General features: G+C 54.7%; 16 protein-coding genes. 12 read left to right on the top strand and 4 right to left on the bottom strand.

Features of this window, described 5'->3' with window-relative positions:
- Positions 1-111: 111 nt before the first annotated feature.
- Positions 112-912, bottom strand: a complete 801-nt coding sequence (locus LPA02S_RS03530) for a class A sortase (RefSeq protein ID WP_061777615.1) — start codon at positions 910-912, stop codon at positions 112-114.
- Positions 909-1,727: a class C sortase gene (locus LPA02S_RS03535; RefSeq protein WP_054650593.1), complete on the bottom strand. Its 819-nt coding sequence runs from the start codon at positions 1,725-1,727 to the stop codon at positions 909-911. The genes LPA02S_RS03530 and LPA02S_RS03535 overlap by 4 nt, the downstream gene beginning before the upstream one ends.
- Before the next feature lie 255 nt (positions 1,728-1,982).
- Here LPA02S_RS03535 and LPA02S_RS03540 point away from each other — a divergent pair, with 255 nt between their 5' ends.
- From LPA02S_RS03540 to LPA02S_RS03575, 8 genes are all read left to right on the top strand, one after another.
- Positions 1,983-3,623, top strand: a complete 1,641-nt coding sequence (locus LPA02S_RS03540) for a SpaH/EbpB family LPXTG-anchored major pilin (protein ID WP_056956687.1) — start codon at positions 1,983-1,985, stop codon at positions 3,621-3,623.
- 426 nt (positions 3,624-4,049) lie between these two features.
- Positions 4,050-5,684 carry a SpaH/EbpB family LPXTG-anchored major pilin gene (locus LPA02S_RS03545; protein ID WP_054650587.1) on the top strand — a complete coding sequence of 545 codons (1,635 nt, stop codon included), beginning with the start codon at positions 4,050-4,052 and terminating at the stop codon, positions 5,682-5,684.
- Between the two features lie 85 nt (positions 5,685-5,769).
- Entirely contained in the window at positions 5,770-7,935 is a 2,166-nt protein-coding gene (locus LPA02S_RS03550) for a BspA family leucine-rich repeat surface protein (protein WP_054650585.1), read from the top strand.
- A 54-nt stretch (positions 7,936-7,989) separates the two neighbouring features.
- Positions 7,990-8,640 carry a hypothetical protein gene (locus tag LPA02S_RS03555; RefSeq protein ID WP_054650583.1) on the top strand — a complete coding sequence of 217 codons (651 nt, stop codon included), beginning with the start codon at positions 7,990-7,992 and terminating at the stop codon, positions 8,638-8,640.
- Between the two features lie 233 nt (positions 8,641-8,873).
- On the top strand, positions 8,874-9,080 hold the full coding sequence (locus tag LPA02S_RS03560) for a helix-turn-helix transcriptional regulator (RefSeq protein ID WP_054650581.1): 207 nt from the start codon (positions 8,874-8,876) through the stop codon (positions 9,078-9,080).
- Positions 9,064-9,609: a DUF3278 domain-containing protein gene (locus LPA02S_RS03565; RefSeq protein WP_054650579.1), complete on the top strand. Its 546-nt coding sequence runs from the start codon at positions 9,064-9,066 to the stop codon at positions 9,607-9,609. Before LPA02S_RS03560 ends, LPA02S_RS03565 begins: the two co-directional genes overlap by 17 nt.
- Positions 9,610-9,626: 17 nt before the next feature.
- Positions 9,627-10,043: an arsenate reductase (thioredoxin) gene (gene arsC / locus LPA02S_RS03570; RefSeq protein ID WP_054650577.1), complete on the top strand. Its 417-nt coding sequence runs from the start codon at positions 9,627-9,629 to the stop codon at positions 10,041-10,043.
- 122 nt (positions 10,044-10,165) lie between these two features.
- Positions 10,166-11,113: a phosphoglycerate dehydrogenase gene (locus tag LPA02S_RS03575; protein WP_156302139.1), complete on the top strand. Its 948-nt coding sequence runs from the start codon at positions 10,166-10,168 to the stop codon at positions 11,111-11,113.
- Positions 11,114-11,184: 71 nt separating this feature from the next.
- Here LPA02S_RS03575 and LPA02S_RS03580 read toward each other — a convergent pair whose 3' ends face one another.
- Positions 11,185-12,117: a magnesium transporter CorA family protein gene (locus tag LPA02S_RS03580; RefSeq protein WP_056956686.1), complete on the bottom strand. Its 933-nt coding sequence runs from the start codon at positions 12,115-12,117 to the stop codon at positions 11,185-11,187.
- Between the two features lie 127 nt (positions 12,118-12,244).
- Between LPA02S_RS03580 and LPA02S_RS03585 the strand changes: the two genes are divergently transcribed.
- The 3 genes from LPA02S_RS03585 (at position 12,245) to LPA02S_RS03595 (ending at position 15,370) form a co-directional block, all read left to right on the top strand.
- Positions 12,245-12,943 carry a hypothetical protein gene (locus LPA02S_RS03585; RefSeq protein WP_054650571.1) on the top strand — a complete coding sequence of 233 codons (699 nt, stop codon included), beginning with the start codon at positions 12,245-12,247 and terminating at the stop codon, positions 12,941-12,943.
- Between the two features lie 301 nt (positions 12,944-13,244).
- Positions 13,245-13,859 (top strand): sugar O-acetyltransferase, encoded by a 615-nt coding sequence (locus tag LPA02S_RS03590; protein ID WP_054650569.1) that lies wholly within the window; start codon positions 13,245-13,247, stop codon positions 13,857-13,859.
- Between the two features lie 293 nt (positions 13,860-14,152).
- On the top strand, positions 14,153-15,370 hold the full coding sequence (locus tag LPA02S_RS03595) for an MFS transporter (protein WP_056956685.1): 1,218 nt from the start codon (positions 14,153-14,155) through the stop codon (positions 15,368-15,370).
- 54 nt (positions 15,371-15,424) lie between these two features.
- Here LPA02S_RS03595 and LPA02S_RS03600 read toward each other — a convergent pair whose 3' ends face one another.
- Positions 15,425-16,012, bottom strand: a complete 588-nt coding sequence (locus LPA02S_RS03600; RefSeq protein ID WP_054650563.1) for a TVP38/TMEM64 family protein — start codon at positions 16,010-16,012, stop codon at positions 15,425-15,427.
- A 447-nt stretch (positions 16,013-16,459) separates the two neighbouring features.
- Here LPA02S_RS03600 and LPA02S_RS03605 point away from each other — a divergent pair, with 447 nt between their 5' ends.
- A complete protein-coding gene (locus LPA02S_RS03605; RefSeq protein ID WP_056956684.1) occupies positions 16,460-18,994 on the top strand; it encodes a M1 family metallopeptidase in 2,535 nt (844 codons plus the stop codon).
- Positions 18,995-19,013: the final 19 nt, after the last annotated feature.

Below are 19,013 nucleotides of genomic sequence, written 5' to 3' on the forward strand. Positions count from 1 at the left end.
TCACCGTGGAGCGGTCCACCAAGTCGTAGTGCCCCGCAGCACTCCCACCGGCCAGAACCGCCAACCAACAAAAACGAGCAACTAACCCTGTCTGCTAGTTGCTCGTTTTGTCTATCGGCGACTGTTGTAGAACCCGCGGTACGCATACCCCAGCAGGAGGACGAAGACCGCGAGCACCGCTACCGCCAGCGGCCGGTTAACGCGGCTGTTCGCGAGTACGCCAGTCACCCGCTGCCCGGTCCGCAACCACGTTCGCCGCGGCTCCTTGACCGCGTGGTAGGCCGTGACTTTGCTTAGGCGACCGATGACCACGCGCCTGAACGGAGTGTTCAGCGGGCCTTCACAGTGGATCAGCGTAATCCGGCCCTCGCTCGTTTGGTTCAGCACCGTTGTCTCCGTCTCCCGAATCACCCGGTTGTACACCACGCGGTAGTGGTACACGTGACGGAAGTCGGTCTGCGTCACCTCATCACCTTTGCGGAGGTCCGCCGTCCGGTTCAAGAGGATGTCCGCGCCGATCAAGTTGTGCGCGGCGTAAACGTTGTTGCCTTGGCCCATCTTGCGGTCGGGAAAGTAGCGCGCCACACCCGTTGACAACGTCGCGTTATTCACCACGGAGTAAATCGTCAGGTCGGTGTTCGTCGCCGGAATCCGCAGCTCGCCCATCCCATACTGCCGTTGTAACGCGCTAGTGTGGGCCTGTGCTCGGGTCAAAGTCGCGGTGTCGACGTCGTTAATTCTGGCGGTTGTGTTAGCCCGCTTGGCTGCGTTGCTGTTGGCGTAACTGCGCCAACGTGCAGAGGTGACCGGTACGTCCTGCGTAATGACAAAACCGCCCGCCCAGACCGCGGCCGCCGTGAGTATTAATAATAGTAGGGGGCTCCAAAACCACCGGATAAAGTTTTTCATCATTTAATGTCCTTGGATTGATGTTGGTGCCGCATAACCAGCGTTACGCCGCCCGCAACGACTATGATTGTGATCACGATTATCGTGGTGTACAGCCACCAGTTAGTGTGCGTGGTTGGGGCTGGCGAGGTTGTTGGCTTGGCGGATTTTATCGGTACCCGTTTGCCGAAAATTAGCAGCCGGTGCGAGTTGATGAAAATCGGCGTGCACGTCAGGAGCACCGTAATGTCTTTGCCCTGCTGAATGCGGATGGGGGCCAACGCGGCTTTGCCACTCGGAGCCACCACCATCCGCTTGTAAACCCGATACGCGTGGCGCGGCTGACCCAGTGCGGTGACGTAGAAGCGGTCACCGTTTTTGAGGTGGCGAATGTTATCAAAGATGACCTGGTTGTTGAACCCCGAGTGCCCCGATATGACGCTGAGCGTTGACCGCCCGCCGATGGGGAGGCTGGTTCCCGGCATGATGCCGACACCATGAGCCAGCGTGTTGTCGTCATCACCGTAATAGATAGGTTGATTCTGCACGTGGATTCGCGGAATCGTCACGTAGCCAATCGTGTGGCTCAGTTGGTTCGTGGTGAGCGGGAGCGTACCTCGTTGACCGACCGCCAGGGCCTGGTTGTACGCCGTTAGCCGCTGCGTCCGCCTGGTGGTCGTCTGGGCATGCTGCTTGTAGACCCGGACGTCCTGCTGGTACCGACCTGCGACTACGCGCGAATAAATCGTGGGCGTCAAAATAAGCCCCACGCCCACAACGACGAGGAGCGTGCAGATAATACTGAACCAAGGGTCCCGTGCGCGCCGCCGCTTTTCCATACCACTGTTTCCTCTCTTAATACATAACTGCGTTTAGCATACCACATTCACTGTATGCGCCAAGGCACGCGGCTTAAGCCCGTATCCGTACATAATGCCGGTACGGCGCGGATTGTTGAGGGTACGCACTTGTACACGAATAGTGGGTGGTCAGAAGTGACCGGGCCACTTCTGACCGGTCACCATTCGTGTACTAATGGGCATGCTACATTAATGCTATGTAGAAAAGTCGGGTATAACGAGGGATTTGATGTCATGAAGAAAACAAAGTTCATCCACGGGTTGTTGGTACTCGGACTAGTGCTGGGGTGCCTGGCGGGCGTCATGACGGCGGTTCGGGCCATTCCTAGCACGCCGGTGGCTGCCGCAACGGCTGAAGATAACACCTCGGCGCGCACCATCACGTTACATAAATACACGGAAAGCGCGACGCCCAGCACGGACAAGCTGACCGGGACCACGGCGGACGCTAGCAAGGTCCCGAGTGACAGCAAGCCTTTGCAGGGAATCAAGTTCGCCGTGACTAAGGTTGAGAAGGTGTCGGGCAAGACACTCTCGGCCGCCGACAGCTCCACGTATACCGTAGACACGAGCTTCACCGCCATGGCGGTTACGTCCGACGCTGACGGTAAGGCCGTAGCCAACGTGGGAATCGGCAAAGCTGCAGATGGTTACTACCTGGTGGTTGAGAAGGCCAGCAAGTTGGTCGCCACCGCCGCAGCGCCGTTCATCATCCACCTGCCGCAAACGACCAAGAACGCCAGCACTGGCGACATGACTTTGCTGTACGACGTGAACGTGTACCCGAAGAACAAGGTCGATGACGACGCCGTTGCGCTGAACCCGGAGAAGTTCGTCCAGGATGCCCAGGCAGCAGGCGCCGCCGATGGGGAGGCCCCCGAGGTCAGCGCGACCTCCACGATGCAGGGTGGCATGATTGTGTGGGACCTCGTGGTGACCCGGCCAGCTGACATCCAGACGACGGACGATAGCGGCAAGACGACGTACGCCAGCAAGCTCATTCTGTCGGACCCACTAATCACGAAGAACCTGACTTACGGCGGCTACAGCTACATTTACATGCTGGCTCCGGATGGCACCAAGACGAAGCTGGAAACCACCGATTACGACGATTCGGAAGCACCGGCTGGTAAGCTGAAGGTCGATGGCGACTATAGCGTGGCCGTCTTTGCCCTCACCGCTGCTGGTATTAAGAAGTTTGCGGCCCAGCCGGAGGGCACCAAGCTGGTCATTCCGGTGGCGACCACCATCACGGCGGACACCACGGGCAAGATTGTGAACACGTTCGATACCTACTATAAAGGTACGGCGACAACGCAGGTCATCCACGAACACTCGGGTACCAGCAAGCCGCTCACGGACGGCGCCACGGACGAGATGAAGCCGACTAAGCCGACGAGTGCGGATACCAGCGCGCCCGTGGTCTACACGGGTAACGTCGATATTCAGAAGACGGATGAGGACGGTAATCACGTGGCCAACGCGACGTTTACGCTGTACAAAACGGAGGCAGACGCCAAGGCGGGTTCCAACCCGGTTAAGGACGGTAACGGCAAGGTAATGACGGCCATTTCCGGTAGTGATGGAGTCGCGCAGTTCGTCGGCCTATACGTTGATCCAACCACGCAGCAGCAAGACTACTACGCGGTTGAATCCGACGCGCCCGTGGGGTACGACCTCAACGGTGGCGTGTTCAAGGTCACCGCTAAGCGCGACACGAGCGTGGACGCAACGGTCAAGGATCACGATAACGCGTTTCCTAATCTGCCGCTAACCGGGAAGAACGGTCAGTTGTTGCTTTACGGAATGGCCGGGTTGCTCATCATTATCGGTGGGGCCGGCGTGGTTCTCGCTAAGCGACGGCACGCGGCATAAACTGAACGTAATTAGTGGAGCACCGGTGAGTTGATCACTAGTGCTCCTTTGTGGCTATTGGGGAAAGTAACACGGTTTTCAAAATCCTCCGTGCTGTTTTCAATTAGTAGAGGGCGTGGAATGGAACTCATTTAGTGCTGCTTGGCGCGAGTATATGTCTAGGTGTTAGCTGGGTTGGCAGTGGTTGATACCTTGCCGGGATCACTCGATTAATGAACCTAGTTGATGATGGGTCATAATGCCCGTAGCGACCTTATGAAGACTTTGTGAAATCCATGTGAATTTTACGGGTCAGAAGTGTCCTGGTCAGAACCGTCCGCTTTCCACACCAGGCAAGTAGTGGGTGCTAGACTTTGACCATAGTGTTAGGTGTCAGGGGGGTGTCACCTAGCAAAATGTTACTCACATTTATGGAGGAGATTCATTATGAACAAAACGAAGATTGTCCACATTGTTGGGGTCTGCGGGTTAGCCCTCGGTGCTTTGGGTGCCGCTAGTGCTCCGCTAATCAGCAACCACTATGCAGCCACTGTATCAGCTGCTTCAAGTAGCTCCGCGCTCGTCTCCGACGACACGTCAGCCCGTAGCATTACGCTACATAAGTACACTGGTACTCCAGCCACTGGTAGCGACGAGGAACCAAGCACAACGGTTCCTGATGACGCTAAGCCACTGGGTGGTATTAGTTTTACCATCCAGAAGGTTAGTCACGTCGCTGGCAAGACCTTTGATGGCAACGATTCAAGTACCTACACGGTTGATTCCAGTTTTACTGAACAGACCGTAACAACTGCCGCTGATGGTACCGTTACGGCTGCCCTTGGTACTGGCACTTCCGCCGACGGCTACTACCTGGTCACTGAGCAGGCTAGTGCTGCCGTTAAGGAAGCTGCTAAGCCATTCATCGTTCACGTGCCAATGACGCACAAGGACGCAACGACTGGCGACAAGTCATTGGAATACGACGTTAACATCTACCCTAAGAACCAGGTTGATGAGGACAGCATGAAGCTGAACCCAACTAAGACTTTCAAAGATGGGACGACTGAGGATAGTGTGAAGACTGGTACGGACGTCAGCTGGAACATGACCATCAACCGTCCTTCCGATATTCATGACACTGGTGTGGAAACTGCTGGTAACACGTCCGAAACCGTCACTAACGCTGATGGCAGCAAGACTACCACCGACACGACCGTCTACAAGACATACGCGAACGAATTGAAGTTAGTCGATGTCCTGGACGACAACTTGATGACCTATAAGGATGTTTCCAAAGTGGTGATTAGTTCGCCTAACGACCAGTCTGGTATGACTGATACCGCCTTGACCAAGGATACTGACTACACGGTAACCACAACCAAGGCTGATGGTAAGACGACCGTAACCGTTGAATTGACGGATGCGGGGATTAAGAAGTTTGCCGCCGCCTCTTCTGACAGTAAGTTAGTTGCTACTTTGGACACGACGGTCAACGCCGACTCCGATGCTAAGATCATTAACACCTTTGATACTTACTACAAGGGTACGATTACCCCTAATACTGAATCCCACCAGACAACCACTCCTGGTGGTGATGGCGACGACAACACGCCTACGCCAACCGTTTACTTTGGTAACGTTGACGTCGACAAGACCGACCAGGACAACAAGCCACTGGCTAACGCCGTCTTCACGCTTTACCCAACTAAGGAAGATGCCGAAAAGGGCACTAACCCTGTTACCGACAAAGATGGTAACGTTGTGACCGCCAAGACTGATGACTCTGGTAAGGCTGAATTTACTGGTCTGCAAGTCGACAAGACGAGCCACGAACAGAAGTACTACCTGGTCGAAACTGACGCACCTGCTGGTTACGATGTTGAACAGAAGGTTCACGAAGTTACTGCCACTCAGGACACGAAGTCTGACGCAACGGTTGTCGATAACGACAACATTATGCCAAACCTGCCACTGACTGGTTCCCAGGCACGGATCGTGCTGTACGCCTTCACTACCGCACTGATTGTTGCGGGTGGTGCCGGTGTATACGTCATGAAGCGTCGTCAGCGTAACGCATAGTTACCGCGGATAACGTCAATGATTAACGGGCGTGTGGCGTATGCCCACGTCCGTTTCTTGGCAATTTGAGAAAGGGGGCACGACAATGAAAATATGGGGCACTGCGGCGTTTGCACAAATGCGCCTCATCATTATGCGCCGTGCACTTCCGGAGTCCGTGCTGACTAGCCCGACCCGCGACTCAAAGCCAGTGGGAACCGACGTTGATCAGGCTGAATCGTTATTAGTCAATCCACTGAAATGGCTGTTGACCATTGTGGTCGGCTGGATTACGGCTTTCACCGTGTGGATGGCCCAGGTGGGTAATCACGGCAATCGCGTTTCTAAACGCGGGCTAGTCTTGTTAATACTCCCAGCATTTTTGCTGGGCGTGGGATTAGCGACGGCTACTGCATCGACACCAACACAATCTGTTCACGCGGCGTCAACGTTCAATCAAAGCGCTTATAACGCTTCGAGCAAGAAAGCGACGTGGTACATTTATACCTCGCTGACAAATCCCGCGGGGGCGACGGCCATGGGTGGGGCGCAGGCATATCTGGACTCCGCCGGGACCCTCCACGTTTCCGGAACGGCTCCCACAACCGCACTAGCCAACAGTATTTACGCGGCGTCCGGATCGTCGGGGTTCAAATTGACCGATGTTAATGCCGTCAGCTTTGAGGGACCCACAGTCTTCATCGATAAGTCGTTAGGCCTATTCCAAAGATTCACCAACCTGCAGAAGATTACGGGGCTTAGCAACGTCGATGTTTCCCGCATGACCACGATGGACTACTTGTTCTCATCGCATAGTTCCAACACGACGAGTTCTACCAACACGAATGCCTTGCTCACGACAATCGAGGGGACGAGTAATTGGGATACAAGTAACGTGACTTCAATGCAATGGACCTTTGAGGATCAACCGAATTTGACCTCCGTTGACGGGATTCAGAATTGGAATACTAGCAAGGTCACTAGCATGGCCTCGCTGTTCTACATGGATAGCTCGTTGTCAACGATGCCGGATTTAAGTGGTTGGAATACCAGCAAGGTTACCGATACCTCGTATGCTTTTGGGAACATGAGTGCGCTCACCAACATTGATTCCGTGCTCAACTGGAAGATGCAAAGTAATACCAATATACAAGGAATGTTCCAAAATGATTCGAAGCTGACTTTTGGCGGGCGGTTAAATTGGGATACTTCCGCAGTTACCAATTTTGCGGATGTCTTTTGGAATGATACGGCAATTACGAGTCTGGACCTGAGCAACTGGAATGTGGCCAAAGGTGACGACTTTAGTCAGATGTTCAGAGCAATGACGGGGTTGACCAGCCTAGATATTTCGGGCTGGCAGCCGACTAGTGCGACTGAGCTGGGCTTTATGTTCTATGGCGACGCCAAGTTGACGTCATTACCCGGTATTGACGGTTGGACCTTAGGTAATGCTGTTAATCTGACCAGTATGTTCCAGGGTATGTCGAGCGTTACGGACCTGCCCGTGTCCAAATGGCAGCTGCTGGCGAATGGTAAAACTAACATTACTAACATCTTCTGGGGCGATAACGCTTTAACCAAACTTGATCTGTCCGGCTGGACTATCAGTGGTGCATACGGCGCGAGTGATAAGGTATTCCCGACTTACGTGTACAGTAGTAGTACACTGCAGTCACAGTTGAAGTCGATTACTTTTGGCTCTGGTTGGACGGGTAAAGTTGTTTTACCACAGTTTCAGCTTAATGCTAGCCAGTATGGTCCATGGCGTGGCGAGAAGCACGACAAGGCGAACGTTGCCGGCGTGGGCACTGCCACTGAGACTTACACTCCACCGTCAACGGCGGCGGACCGGGTCGAAACCTTCCGCTTTGCCTACGACATCATCGCCAAGATTGTGAATAGTCAGGGTCAGGCCATGACGTTGGCCGATGTACCCGTGACAGTCACGGGTAGTGACGGTAGCAAAGTTATGAGTGGTAATACCGGCGCTGACGGGACCGTGACGCTGGCGATGAACTCTACCGGTGGCGATTACACCGCATCTTTGGGTACCTTACCGGGTGGCTATGATGCGTCGGTGGATACTGCCACCGCCAAGATTGACGGTGCCGATGTTGAGGTTACGTTCGTTGTGGACGAGCAAAACGACGCTGACTTAATCAATCAGTATCCTCATGCTGGTGGTCACGGCACGTTCCTCACCGTGGTTGCGGGCGTGCTCGCGGTTGTTCTGGGTACAACCGGCATGGTCGTACGGCGCCGCGTCTAATGCTTAGGTTGAAGAATGAAGGGGTAGTATTGTTGGACGAAGGGAGGGAGACGTTTGAAAAAGCTGGTGTTAATCATTGCTGCACTGGTGGGCTTAGTGGCATGGTCGCAGCCGCGCGCAGTACACGCGACGAGTGACACTGCAACTTTGACCGTCAGTAAGCGGGTTTCTGCGCCAAGTGAGGGCGTCACCCAGCAGACAGTACCGTTAGCGGGTGCCCGTTATCAGGTCACGCTAATTGAAGCGGCGGGCGGCGAACCGATTGATGCGCAGAATTCCAGCACGTACCGGTCGGTAACTGGCGCCAACGCAATGAGCGTGATGCTGGTCACCGACGCCGACGGGCTGGCACACGAAACGGGGCTGGCTTTGAATGCCACCTACCTCGTGCAGGAGCTCGCCGGTGCAGGTGTAACCAAAGCCGCGGCGCCAGTAGCGTTAGTCTTCAACGCCGATCACACTGCTTACACGTACACACCCAAGTCGGGGTTGAATGGTACCGTACCTAGCGAGCCGAACGGGACCCACCGGTTACCGAACACCTTTGAACCCGTCGGCAACGGTTCGGTTCGCCATTCGGGGGACCACATCCTCCAAACTGGCGGCCAGTACCGACTGCAGGGGCTGGGTGTGCTGGCTACTATGGCGGGTTTGATGATTGTCGTCGCGGTTAGCGCCGGCGTGCGGCGGCGACGTGCATATTAACTAGATAATTGTTTCAGAACGGGCACCGTCGAATTGAGGGTGCCCGTTTTGGTGTGGGTTGCTATGGCGGTTGGTGGAGGTGAGGCGGTTGGGCATACCGTTGGGCTTGAGTCATTTTCATCAGGTATCAGCTATGAGTTTTTTTGATAATATGTCATTTATAGTTGACAAAATTACCAATCCGTTCTAAATTGATAGTGTCAGATATAAATGACATATAGGTGAGGATGGATATGAATCAAGTGCGGGAATATCGGCGGGCGCGACACCTTTCGCAACTGGCTTTGGCCGAACAGATTGGTGTGGCCCGGCAAACGGTTAATTTAATCGAAAACGATAAATACAATCCGTCTCTAGATTTGTGCTTGCGACTTGCGAGGGCGTTGGGGACTGATTTGAATACTTTATTCTGGAGGGGTCAAGATGAGGAGAAAGATTAGCTGGGATGACCGTCTAATTAAATGGTTTTATGATGTTCCTGGTGTGGTTGACGAGCATATGCGCGCGGAAGTGGGGCGGTTATCCCTTCGCGCGCTTGCCTTTATGTTTGTGTACGATCTACTGAGCGGGTTGGTATTATCGCTGTGGGCTGTGCGCAGTCAAACCACTAGCTTTGAGTTGTTATTCTATATTGCCCTAGCCGTACAGATTGTGGGTTTGTTCGCAATCACCATTTTTGGTGTTTTGATTCCTTTGAGTCGTTCTGGGATATTTTGGAATGAAGTGACACCGGAGGAGCGGCCAATGGTGTTGCGTCGGCTGCGTCATCGATGGCTTTGGTTGGCTCCCACGATTTTTGTGACCGAATGGCTGTTGAATAGCGCAATTGATTATGAGCAGGGTAACTTTTGGCGACTGTTGTTTTCGTGGTCTGAGGTATATTCGGCGCTAAGGTTTGCGTTATTGCTGGGCCTGTTTATGTATGCTTTTGAACGTAGGCGTATTCGTGTTGTCAAGAATTCCGATTAAATTGATGGGGGCTCGCAATGCCACAAATATACTTTTTATGCACGGGGAATTCGTGCCGCAGCCAAATGGCCGAGGGCTTTGCCCGGCATTATCTTGGCTCACAGTGGCGTGTAGCTAGCGCCGGCGTGGAGGTACACGGCCTTAACCCGCGTGCCGTCGCCGTGATGGCCGAGGTTGGTATTGATATCAGTCAACACCATTCAAAGTTGATTGACCCAACGTACTTGTCAAACTCAGATCTGGTCGTTACTTTGTGCGGTGATGCCCGCGACCGTTGTCCCGTTACGCCACCCAGTGTGGAGCGGCGTCACTGGCCGTTGACGGATCCGGCTGCGGCAACAGGCAGCGAGGAAGATATTCTGACCGTCTTTCGCAGCGTGCGCGACGAGATCGATGCACGTGTGCAGCAGTTGGCGCGTGAGAATGAACAATAAGCGCAAAGTCGGAAGGCGAATTTGACGCCGGCCAAGCACAGCGGTATCTTGAGCAGATACGCAGCCACAACCGGGCGGTCCAGTCCGGTGCGGCCGAATAAAACGTGGGGCTGGTGAAATAATTGAAGACAAAAGTAATTGTACCGACAATGGCCGCCGCATTAACTGACCATTACTTGGAGCAACATGGTTATGAAGTAATTACTGCGGACGACCCTAGTGAGGAGGAAATCCTCAAGCTGGCGCCGGACGCCGCGGGTGTGATGATGATTAGTCAGCCGCTCTCTAACGCCATTTATGACCAGATGCCGAACCTTAAAGTTTTGGCCCGCCGCGGCGTGGGTTACGACAACATCGACGTCGACTTTGCCGCACAAAAAGGTGTTTGGGTCACCAACACCCCGGGTGCGAACGCCCGGGCCGTAGCGGAGGCCGCACTGATGGATATCCTGGTGCTCGCCCGGCAGATTCCGCAGACGCGGGTGAAGACCCGCCAAGACGGATGGGTGGCCGCGCACGAATTGCTCGGCCACGAGGTTGGTGACGCGACGGTCGGTATCGTCGGCTTTGGACATGTGGGCCAGCTGTTGGCAAAGATGCTGACGGGACTCGGCGCGCGCGTGCTGATCTACGACCGGCATCCGCGGACCACCGATGAAGGTACCTTTGTGGATTGGGACGACCTGTTTCGGCAGTCGAACTATGTTAGTCTGCATCTGGCGGCGGTGCCCGACACCATTCACAGCGTTGGTGCGCACGAATTCGGCCTGATGCCAGACGGGGCGGGGCTGGTGAACCTTGCGCGCGGAAGTATCGTTGACGAACCGGCACTCATCGCGGCTTTGCGTGACAACACGCTCGGTGGTGCGGCGCTCGATGTCTTTGAACAGGAGCCGCTGCCCGCCGATAACCCGTTGTGGACGCTACCCAACGTGATGGTGACGCCGCACATTGGGGCGAACACCCTGGAGGCCAACCGCACGATGTCGTTGACCGCCGCGCGGATGATTGACGAGGTGCTGACCGGTAAGCAGCCTGAATATGCGGTTAATGCACCGGTTCTCGGTTAGTGATAACGGTAATAGAACGGCCAGTCTGGCAATAATCCAGACTGGCCGTTTTGCGTCTTCGGGGATGCAAATCAGAAATATTCTTTACGCCGCAGCCACCACGCCACAATCAGGCTGAGGGCGAGAGCCAGGCCCACGACTACCCAGAAGCCGTAGTCGTGATTGGACCACGGCAGCCAGGTGTTTTGGCCCCAGATACCGCTGATGATGGGCGGTATGGCCAGGATGATGGACACGCTGGTCAGAACCTTCATAATCAGGTTGAGGTTGTTGGCGACAATTGCCGAGATGGTGGCGTTGTACTGGTCGAGAATTTTCTCGGTGCTGTCGTTCAGTGTGAGCGCCTGGCCAAGTTCGATGTTGGCGCGATGGAGCAGGATGGCTCCGATCCCGTCATGGGCAAAGATGCTGGTGGTGTTTAGTAGCTTGTGCACCACGGTGTGGCTGTGGTTGAGGGCTGCTCCGAGGAAGACCAGGCTCTTGGACAACGCCATGATTTCGAGTAGCAGATCGTTATGTGACGAGTTAGTCACGCGGCTTTCCATCGCCCGGGTATCGGCATCGACATCCTCCGCCGCGTCGGTGAATTCATGGCAAACGGTCTGCACAATCCCGGCAGCAAAGGCGGGTACGTTATCGTGCGCGGCCCCTAACCGTTCGATGTCCGGCAAAATACTGAGGGGTTGGCCGCTGATGGTTACCACCAGGTCGTCACGCATGATGACGGCTAGCGGCGCGGTTTCGAACACCTGATGGTTGTTGGGATTTTGTGTGGTGTATGGGACGCGCAACAAAATCAAACCCTGCACGCCGTCTTTGCCGTCCAGCCCCTCTAGTCGAGGATCGGCGTGGGGATTGAGTGCGGCTGCCACCCAGGGCGCGGGTAAGTGATATTTGGTAACCAGTGGCTGTACATCATCTACGGTGGCGGCGTCGACGTGCACCCACTGGCATGTGGCCGTCTGGGCAGCGTTATGTGGACCAAGTGTGCGACTTTGCAGCATGACTGTCACCTCCTAATTTCAGTGTACAGGGGTGAGTGACGGCAAAGCAAACGTTTTCACGACCTTTCATTAATCAGTGTGCCGTATGTTATTATTAGCCAAGAAGATGATGAGGAAGTGGTACAACATGGGTAATGATTCACGGCAGGGGCGCAAGCAACAGCGGCGGTCCGGATGGAAATGGACGGTCATTGCGGGTATAACGGCGCTGGTGGTGGTACTGGTGTTCATTCTGGGGATGGCGCTGGGACGCGGTCGCCACAACCGCCTGGATGTCGCCAGCAGTAGCACGGCGGTGACGTCGAGCAGTCAGAGTACGAGTAGTAGCGCTAGTAGCGTGGCTACGAGTAGTAGTGCGGTGGCTAGCTCTGAGGAAAGTGACGATCCGTTTAAGTATTCGGTTGGCGCGGGTGATTTTAATGGGGTAACTTTTCGTGGCCATGGAGTCAACGAGCCTGGATCCATAAGCATTAATTCAGTTCAGGGTGAATCGTATAACTACATTCTTACTATTACTGGTCCTGCGACGTCTGATGATTCATCCGACGTAACTCGTGTCGCTGCCGAGGTTAGGCAAGGGCCAGTGACCCAATTCAGAGTTTTTGGTCGGCCCAATATCCGAACGGTGAAGGCAAATACTCAGGTCAATATTGTTGATACGATAGACACAGATGATAGTAGTAATGATGACGGTAGCCAGTATGTGGGGGAACGATTTTATTTGTTCTACAACGCGAGCGGTACGTTGTCTTTGGCCACACCTAATTTTGCCGGCAATGTGACTGAAGACGAGACAGACGTTAAGGCTGAGTACATACAGGAATAGTATTGTTCTTGTTTAGGCTAACTTTGATAATAACTATGTAACCTAATAGTAGGTATGTGTGCGCGAGCAAGTGGAAGTGGTGAGCAGTCTACCCGGCAGTTACCAGCCCTTGCGCTGTTCGAGCGAAGCGAGTTACAGCGTCAAATCATGGAGACAAAGTGCATTTTCTTTGGCTCCATGATTCGCGGTAGCCCGGTACGGGCGTGAGCGTGAGGCTAGTAACCCTAGCCGGGTAGACTGCTCACCGCTGGAACTTGCTCGCGCACACATACCGGTGTATTTGAATCAAAAGGAGTACGAGATGAGCAAAGATCCAGAATACGACCGGATGTTGGCCGGTAAATTGTACGTTACGGATAAGATTAAGGAGTTTAACCGCGAGTGGCCCGGCAAGCGCTTGGTGCAACGGATTAATCAGTTACCGGCAGACCACGTTCACGAAATTATTGCGTTGGAGCGGCGCATCTTTCAGGGCGAGCACGACAACGTCTTTGTGCAACCGCCCTTTGAAGTGGACTACGGGCGGCACATCAAGGTGGGCAAAAACTTCTATTGTAATGTTAACGCGGTTTTCCTCGATACCAACTGGATTACCATCGGCGATAACGTGAAAATCGGGCCGCGCGTCAACCTCCTGACCGCGGGGCACCCGGTAGATGCGGGTGTGCGGACCGACCTACTGGAGTTTGCGCGGCCGATTACGATTGGCGACAACACGTGGTTGGGTGGCAACGTCACCGTGCTGCCTGGGGTCACGATTGGCAGTAACTCCGTAGTGGGCGCCGGCGCGGTGGTGACCAAAGACGTTCCGGATAACGTCATCGTCGTCGGTACGCCGGCAAAGGTGTTGCGGGAAATTACGGATGCCGACCGTGAGTACTGGGAGCGGCAGGCGGACGAATATTATCTGGATTAGTAAATTGGAAAATTGGTGCGATTATTCGTAAACGCAAACCAAATTTATGGGTGCCATGCTGTTGCTGGCAACTTGAACCTATCATGAGACATTCGGAATTGAGTAGTTGCCGTAGCTATCAGGCTCAATTTCTTATTAGCAAATAAATGTGGTGTTGGGACATGAATTCCTGACACTATTTTTGTGTTCCATGCAGTATGAAGAAGCCACCTAGCAGGACTTCCAAAATAAACGTAATCCCCGGGAATCCTTTCGTGTATACTATTCAAGTATGAGATTTTCTGGAGGCTGTCATGAAAGAATTCTTACAGTTAAATCGCAACTTGAAACTGCGGATGTTAACCATGTTCCTAGTGGCCATCTTGAACAGTTCAATTTTGCCGAACATGACCATCTATTACTCCCGCTACTTTGGCACCATGGTGACCGGCGTGCTCCTCATTATGGTATCAATTGCTAGCTTCCTGGCGGGACTGTACGGTGGGCACTTGGCGGACGTTTATGGACGGAAACCGGTGATGATTGGCGGTGGGCTCATGATTGCCGCCGGTTACGCGATTGCTGCCACAATGAACAGCCCGTGGTTGCAGGATCCGCACGTGACCTTTGTCGGCTTTCTCATCGCGGGGGTGGGGGCGTCGGGGGCTAATCCCGCTGAACAAGCGATGATTATTGACGCGTCGACCCCGCAAAACCGGCAGTACGTTTACTCAATTAGTTACTGGATTGTGAATATCAGCGTCATGATTGGGTCGGCGTTAGGTGGTTGGTTCTTCCGGGACTACCTCTTTGAATTACTGACGGGAATGATTATCGTTTCGGTGGTCAACCTGTGCATTATTACGCTCGGGATGAAGGAAATCGAACACGCGACCGAGGCGGTGTCCAATTCGCTTAGCTCGCTATTGCACGCGTACCAGGAAGTCATGACGGATCGGCGGTACATGCTCTTCCTCATTGGTTGGGTCTTTGCGGGCATCATCTCTAGCCAGCCGGACTACTACTTGGCAGTCCACCTGGGTGCGGACTTCCACGCCACCACGATTTTGGGCGTGCACCTGTACGGTCAGCGTATGCTGTCCATGGTCACGCTGACTAACACCATCATGATTGTGACCATGATGGGCCTGTTCACCCGCATCAGTCGCGATTGGTCGTTGGCAAAGACGTACTCGCTGGGCGCAGCGTTGAGCGCCTTGGGCTTCGCCTCCGCCTTTGTGGGTGACCGGTTCTGGCCGCTAATTGTGAGCGCAATTATCCTCACGCTGGGGGAAATGTTCGTGGTGCCGTCCAGCCAGACGTTGCGCGCGGACATGATGAACCCTGCGCGGATTGGCGTGTATTCCGGCGCGATGATGGCGGTCAACCCGCTGGCGTCAATCATTGCGGGAATGCTGGTGAGCGCCTCGGGACTCCTAGGCAATTGGGGGATGGCGGCCGTGATGGTACTGTGCGGGGCGGCGTCAATTGGCCTGGTGGTCAAGTCGGCCCGGATGCCGGCAACATATTAGTGCTACGCAAAAGGCGTTGCCCGTTTCGATGGGGCAACGCCTTTGCAATTCGGGTTATAGGTGCTGAAGTAACAACTGAATTAATGTATTCATACCCATGCTGTAAGCCAGGATGGTCCAGGGTTTGCAGAGAACGATGATCCAGACAAACTTCTTGACGGGCATCTTGGTCAAGCCGGCGAGCATACAGAGGAAGTCGTCGGGGGCGACGGGGAGCAGAATCGCGATGGCAAAGAGGCGGTCGAACCGCTGACCATCATTCAGGTAGTGCTCGTATTTATTGATAAATTTTTCAGGGATGACGGCGTGGACAAACCGCTGGCCGACGTGCCGCACGATGAGGAAGGCGGCAATGGAGCCGAGGCTAACGCCGATGTAGTTGTAGACGAACCCCCAGAAGGGGCCGAAGATGCTGACGGCGGCGACGGTGGTCATACCCCCAGGAATGATGGGGAAGATCACCTGGATGATTTGGAGGCCGATAAAGATGATCGGTCCCCAGATGCCGGCGGTTTGAACGAGGCCTTGCATCCGCGTGACGGAGGACAAGATACCGTAGCGGTAACAGACGATTGCCAAGGTGATAATAACGGCCAGGCCACAGAGTTGGCTCAGACGCTGTATTTTGGTGGAGCTCTCCATGTCCCGACCCCCTCACTGGTGTGACAGCTAGTATTATTATCGACTTAACCAAAATATAACGACAGTTTTGACCCATTTCTTTAGGAAAAAAGCAGGGTTCCGTTTTGTTGATATCATTAACTACATTTTGGCATAGGGGTGGGGTGCTGTCGTGGGGCCAAAGTTGTAAATGTTGATGGATGGATTTGGTTATGTGCGTGTATCTGCGAATATCAACGTACATTAATTGTTGATATTACGATAGATAGTGTTTTCGTGGATTTGATAGCAAGTGGTGGGCGTACTGGGGGGATGGCGCAGGTTGAGCGGCCCCCGCCGCTCAACCGAAGCTATCCCCCCAGTGCGCCCAGCCAACAGGACACGCAACCTCAAAACCGGACGGTCACAGGGCGGAGATGTAGCGTATAATGAGGATATTCTTAATTAGATTAAACGGAGGGAAGAAACATGCCTGCATTGACACATTTTTACGAGCTTTTTCAACCGGAGCACTACGACCTCTACATTGACGTGAACCGCGCCGCCAAGCAAATCACCGGCCAGTCTATCATCACCGGGACTGCCGCCCAGCAGTCGGTCGCTATCCACGAGAAGGGGATGACCATCACCGCGGTTAAGAGCAACGGCGATAACGTACCGTTCACCATCGACGAAGCGGCGGAGGCCATTCGCATTGAGTTACCGGCAGCCGGCGCAACCACTTTGACCGTGGACTACTCCGCACCGCTCACCGACACCATGATGGGTATCTACCCGTCCTACTACGAAGTGGACGGCGTGAAGAAGCAAATCATCGGGACGCAGTTTGAAACCACTGCTGCCCGGCAGGCATTCCCGTGTGTGGACGAGCCGGAAGCAAAGGCGACGTTCAACCTGGCCGTGAAGTTTGACGAGCAGCCGGGTGAGACCATCATCAGTAACATGCCTGAAACCCACGAGGATAACGGCGTGCACTACTTTGACACCACTAAGCGCATGTCAACCTACCTGATTGCGTTCGCGTTTGGTGAACTGCAAAGTAAGCTGACCCACACTAAGAGCGGCGTCGAAATTGGCGTATTTGCCACCAAGGCGCACGCGGCCAACGAGCTCGACTTAGCCCTCGACATCGCCAAGCGTTCCATCGAGTTCTACGAGGACTTCTACCAGACGCCGTACCCGCTGCCGCACTCATACCAGCTGGCGTTGCCGGACTTCTCTGCCGGCGCCATGGAAAACTGGGGGTTGGTGACCTACCGTGAGGCGTACCTCGTGTTAGATCCCGACAACACCGCGCTCAAGATGAAGCAGTTGGTGGCCACCGTGATTGCGCACGAACTGGCCCACCAGTGGTTTGGCGACCTGGTCACAATGAAGTGGTGGGATGACCTCTGGTTGAACGAAAGTTTTGCCAACATGATGGAGTACGTGGCCGTCGACGCGCTGGAACCTGACTGGCACGTTTGGGAGCTGTTCCAAACTTCGGAAGCTCCGGCTGCCTTGCAGCGTGACGCTACGGATGGGGTGCAGTCCGTCCACGTGCAGGTGGAGGATCCCGCTGAGATTGACTCCCTCTTTGATGGTGCGATTGTGTACGCCAAGGGTGCCCGGATGCTGGTCATGGTTCGCGCCCTGCTCGGGGATGAGCACATGCGCGCCGGCTTGAAGGCCTACTTTGCGGCCCACCAGTACGGTAACGCTACCGGGAGCGATTTGTGGTCTGCACTAGGGGAGGCCTCCGGGTTGGATGTCGGGGCCATCATGCAGTCCTGGCTCGAACAGCCGGGTTACCCGGTCGTAACGGCCGCGGTGGTGGATGGTCAGCTGACCCTGAGTCAGCAACAGTTCTTTATCGGTGACGGCCACGATGTGGGACGGCTCTGGCAAATTCCGCTCAACGCCAACTACGACGCGGCACCAGAAATTTTCAAGGAGAGTACGGTGACACTGGGGGATTACGCCCAGTTACGCGCCGCTAACGGGGAGCCGTTCCGCCTGAACGTGGGTAACAATTCCCACTTTATCGTGCGCTACGACGACACGTTGATGCAGGATATTTTGACCAACGCGGACAGTTTGGACCCAATCAGTCAGTTGCAATTGCTCCAGGATCAGCGGTTACTGGCAGAGGGCCGGCAGATTTCGTACGCCGACGTGGTGCCGTTGCTACCACGCTTTGCATCAAGCACCTCCACCGTGGTCAACGACGCGTTGTACCAGGTGGCGGGCAACCTGAAGAAGTTTGTGGCACCAAAGTCGCCGGCTGAAAAGCAGTTGCGGGCGTTCTACGACCAGTTAAGTGCTGGTCAGGTTGAGCGCTTGGGCTGGACGCCACGTGCGGGCGAATCCAACGACGATCAGTTGACGCGTCCGTATGTGCTCAGCGCTACTTTGTACGCTGAAGATCCGGACGGTATTGCCACGGCGCATGCGTTATTTGAGCAGCACGCTGACAACCCGGGTACACTACCGGCGGCCACCCGTGTGTTTATTCTCGAAAACGAGATGAAGCACTTCGGCAGTGCCGCACTGTTTGACCAACTAGTGGCAGCGTCACGGGCCACGGCCGATGCTAGTTACAAAGCGGACATTGCGCGCGCCCTGACAAGTACGACCGACCCGGCATTGATTAAGCGCCTGGTGGCCTTGTTCGAGGATGCGGACACCATCAAGCCGCAGGACCTGCGCGCTTGGTTCCGCGGCGTGCTGGCCAATGCCGCTGGGCAGCAGGCAGCATGGGACTGGATTCGCAACGAGTGGTCATGGCTGGAAGCAACGGTCGGCGGGGACATGGAGTTCCCGACCTTCGTTACGGTTATTGCCAGCATCTTCAAAACACCAGAGCGGCTGGCGGAGTTCAAGGCCTTCTTTGAACCCAAGCTGAGTGACACCGCGTTGACGCGTGAAATCACGATGGATACCAAGGTGATTGAGAGTCGTGTGGCCCTTGTCGCGGACGAGCAGGATGCTGTGGCGGCAGCAATCCAGGCGGAGGTGCAGTAATCACGTAATGCATCCATTC

Origin of the sequence: Lacticaseibacillus pantheris DSM 15945 = JCM 12539 = NBRC 106106 (assembly GCF_001591865.1) — a bacterium.
Classification (GTDB): Bacteria; Bacillota; Bacilli; order Lactobacillales; family Lactobacillaceae; genus Lacticaseibacillus; species Lacticaseibacillus pantheris.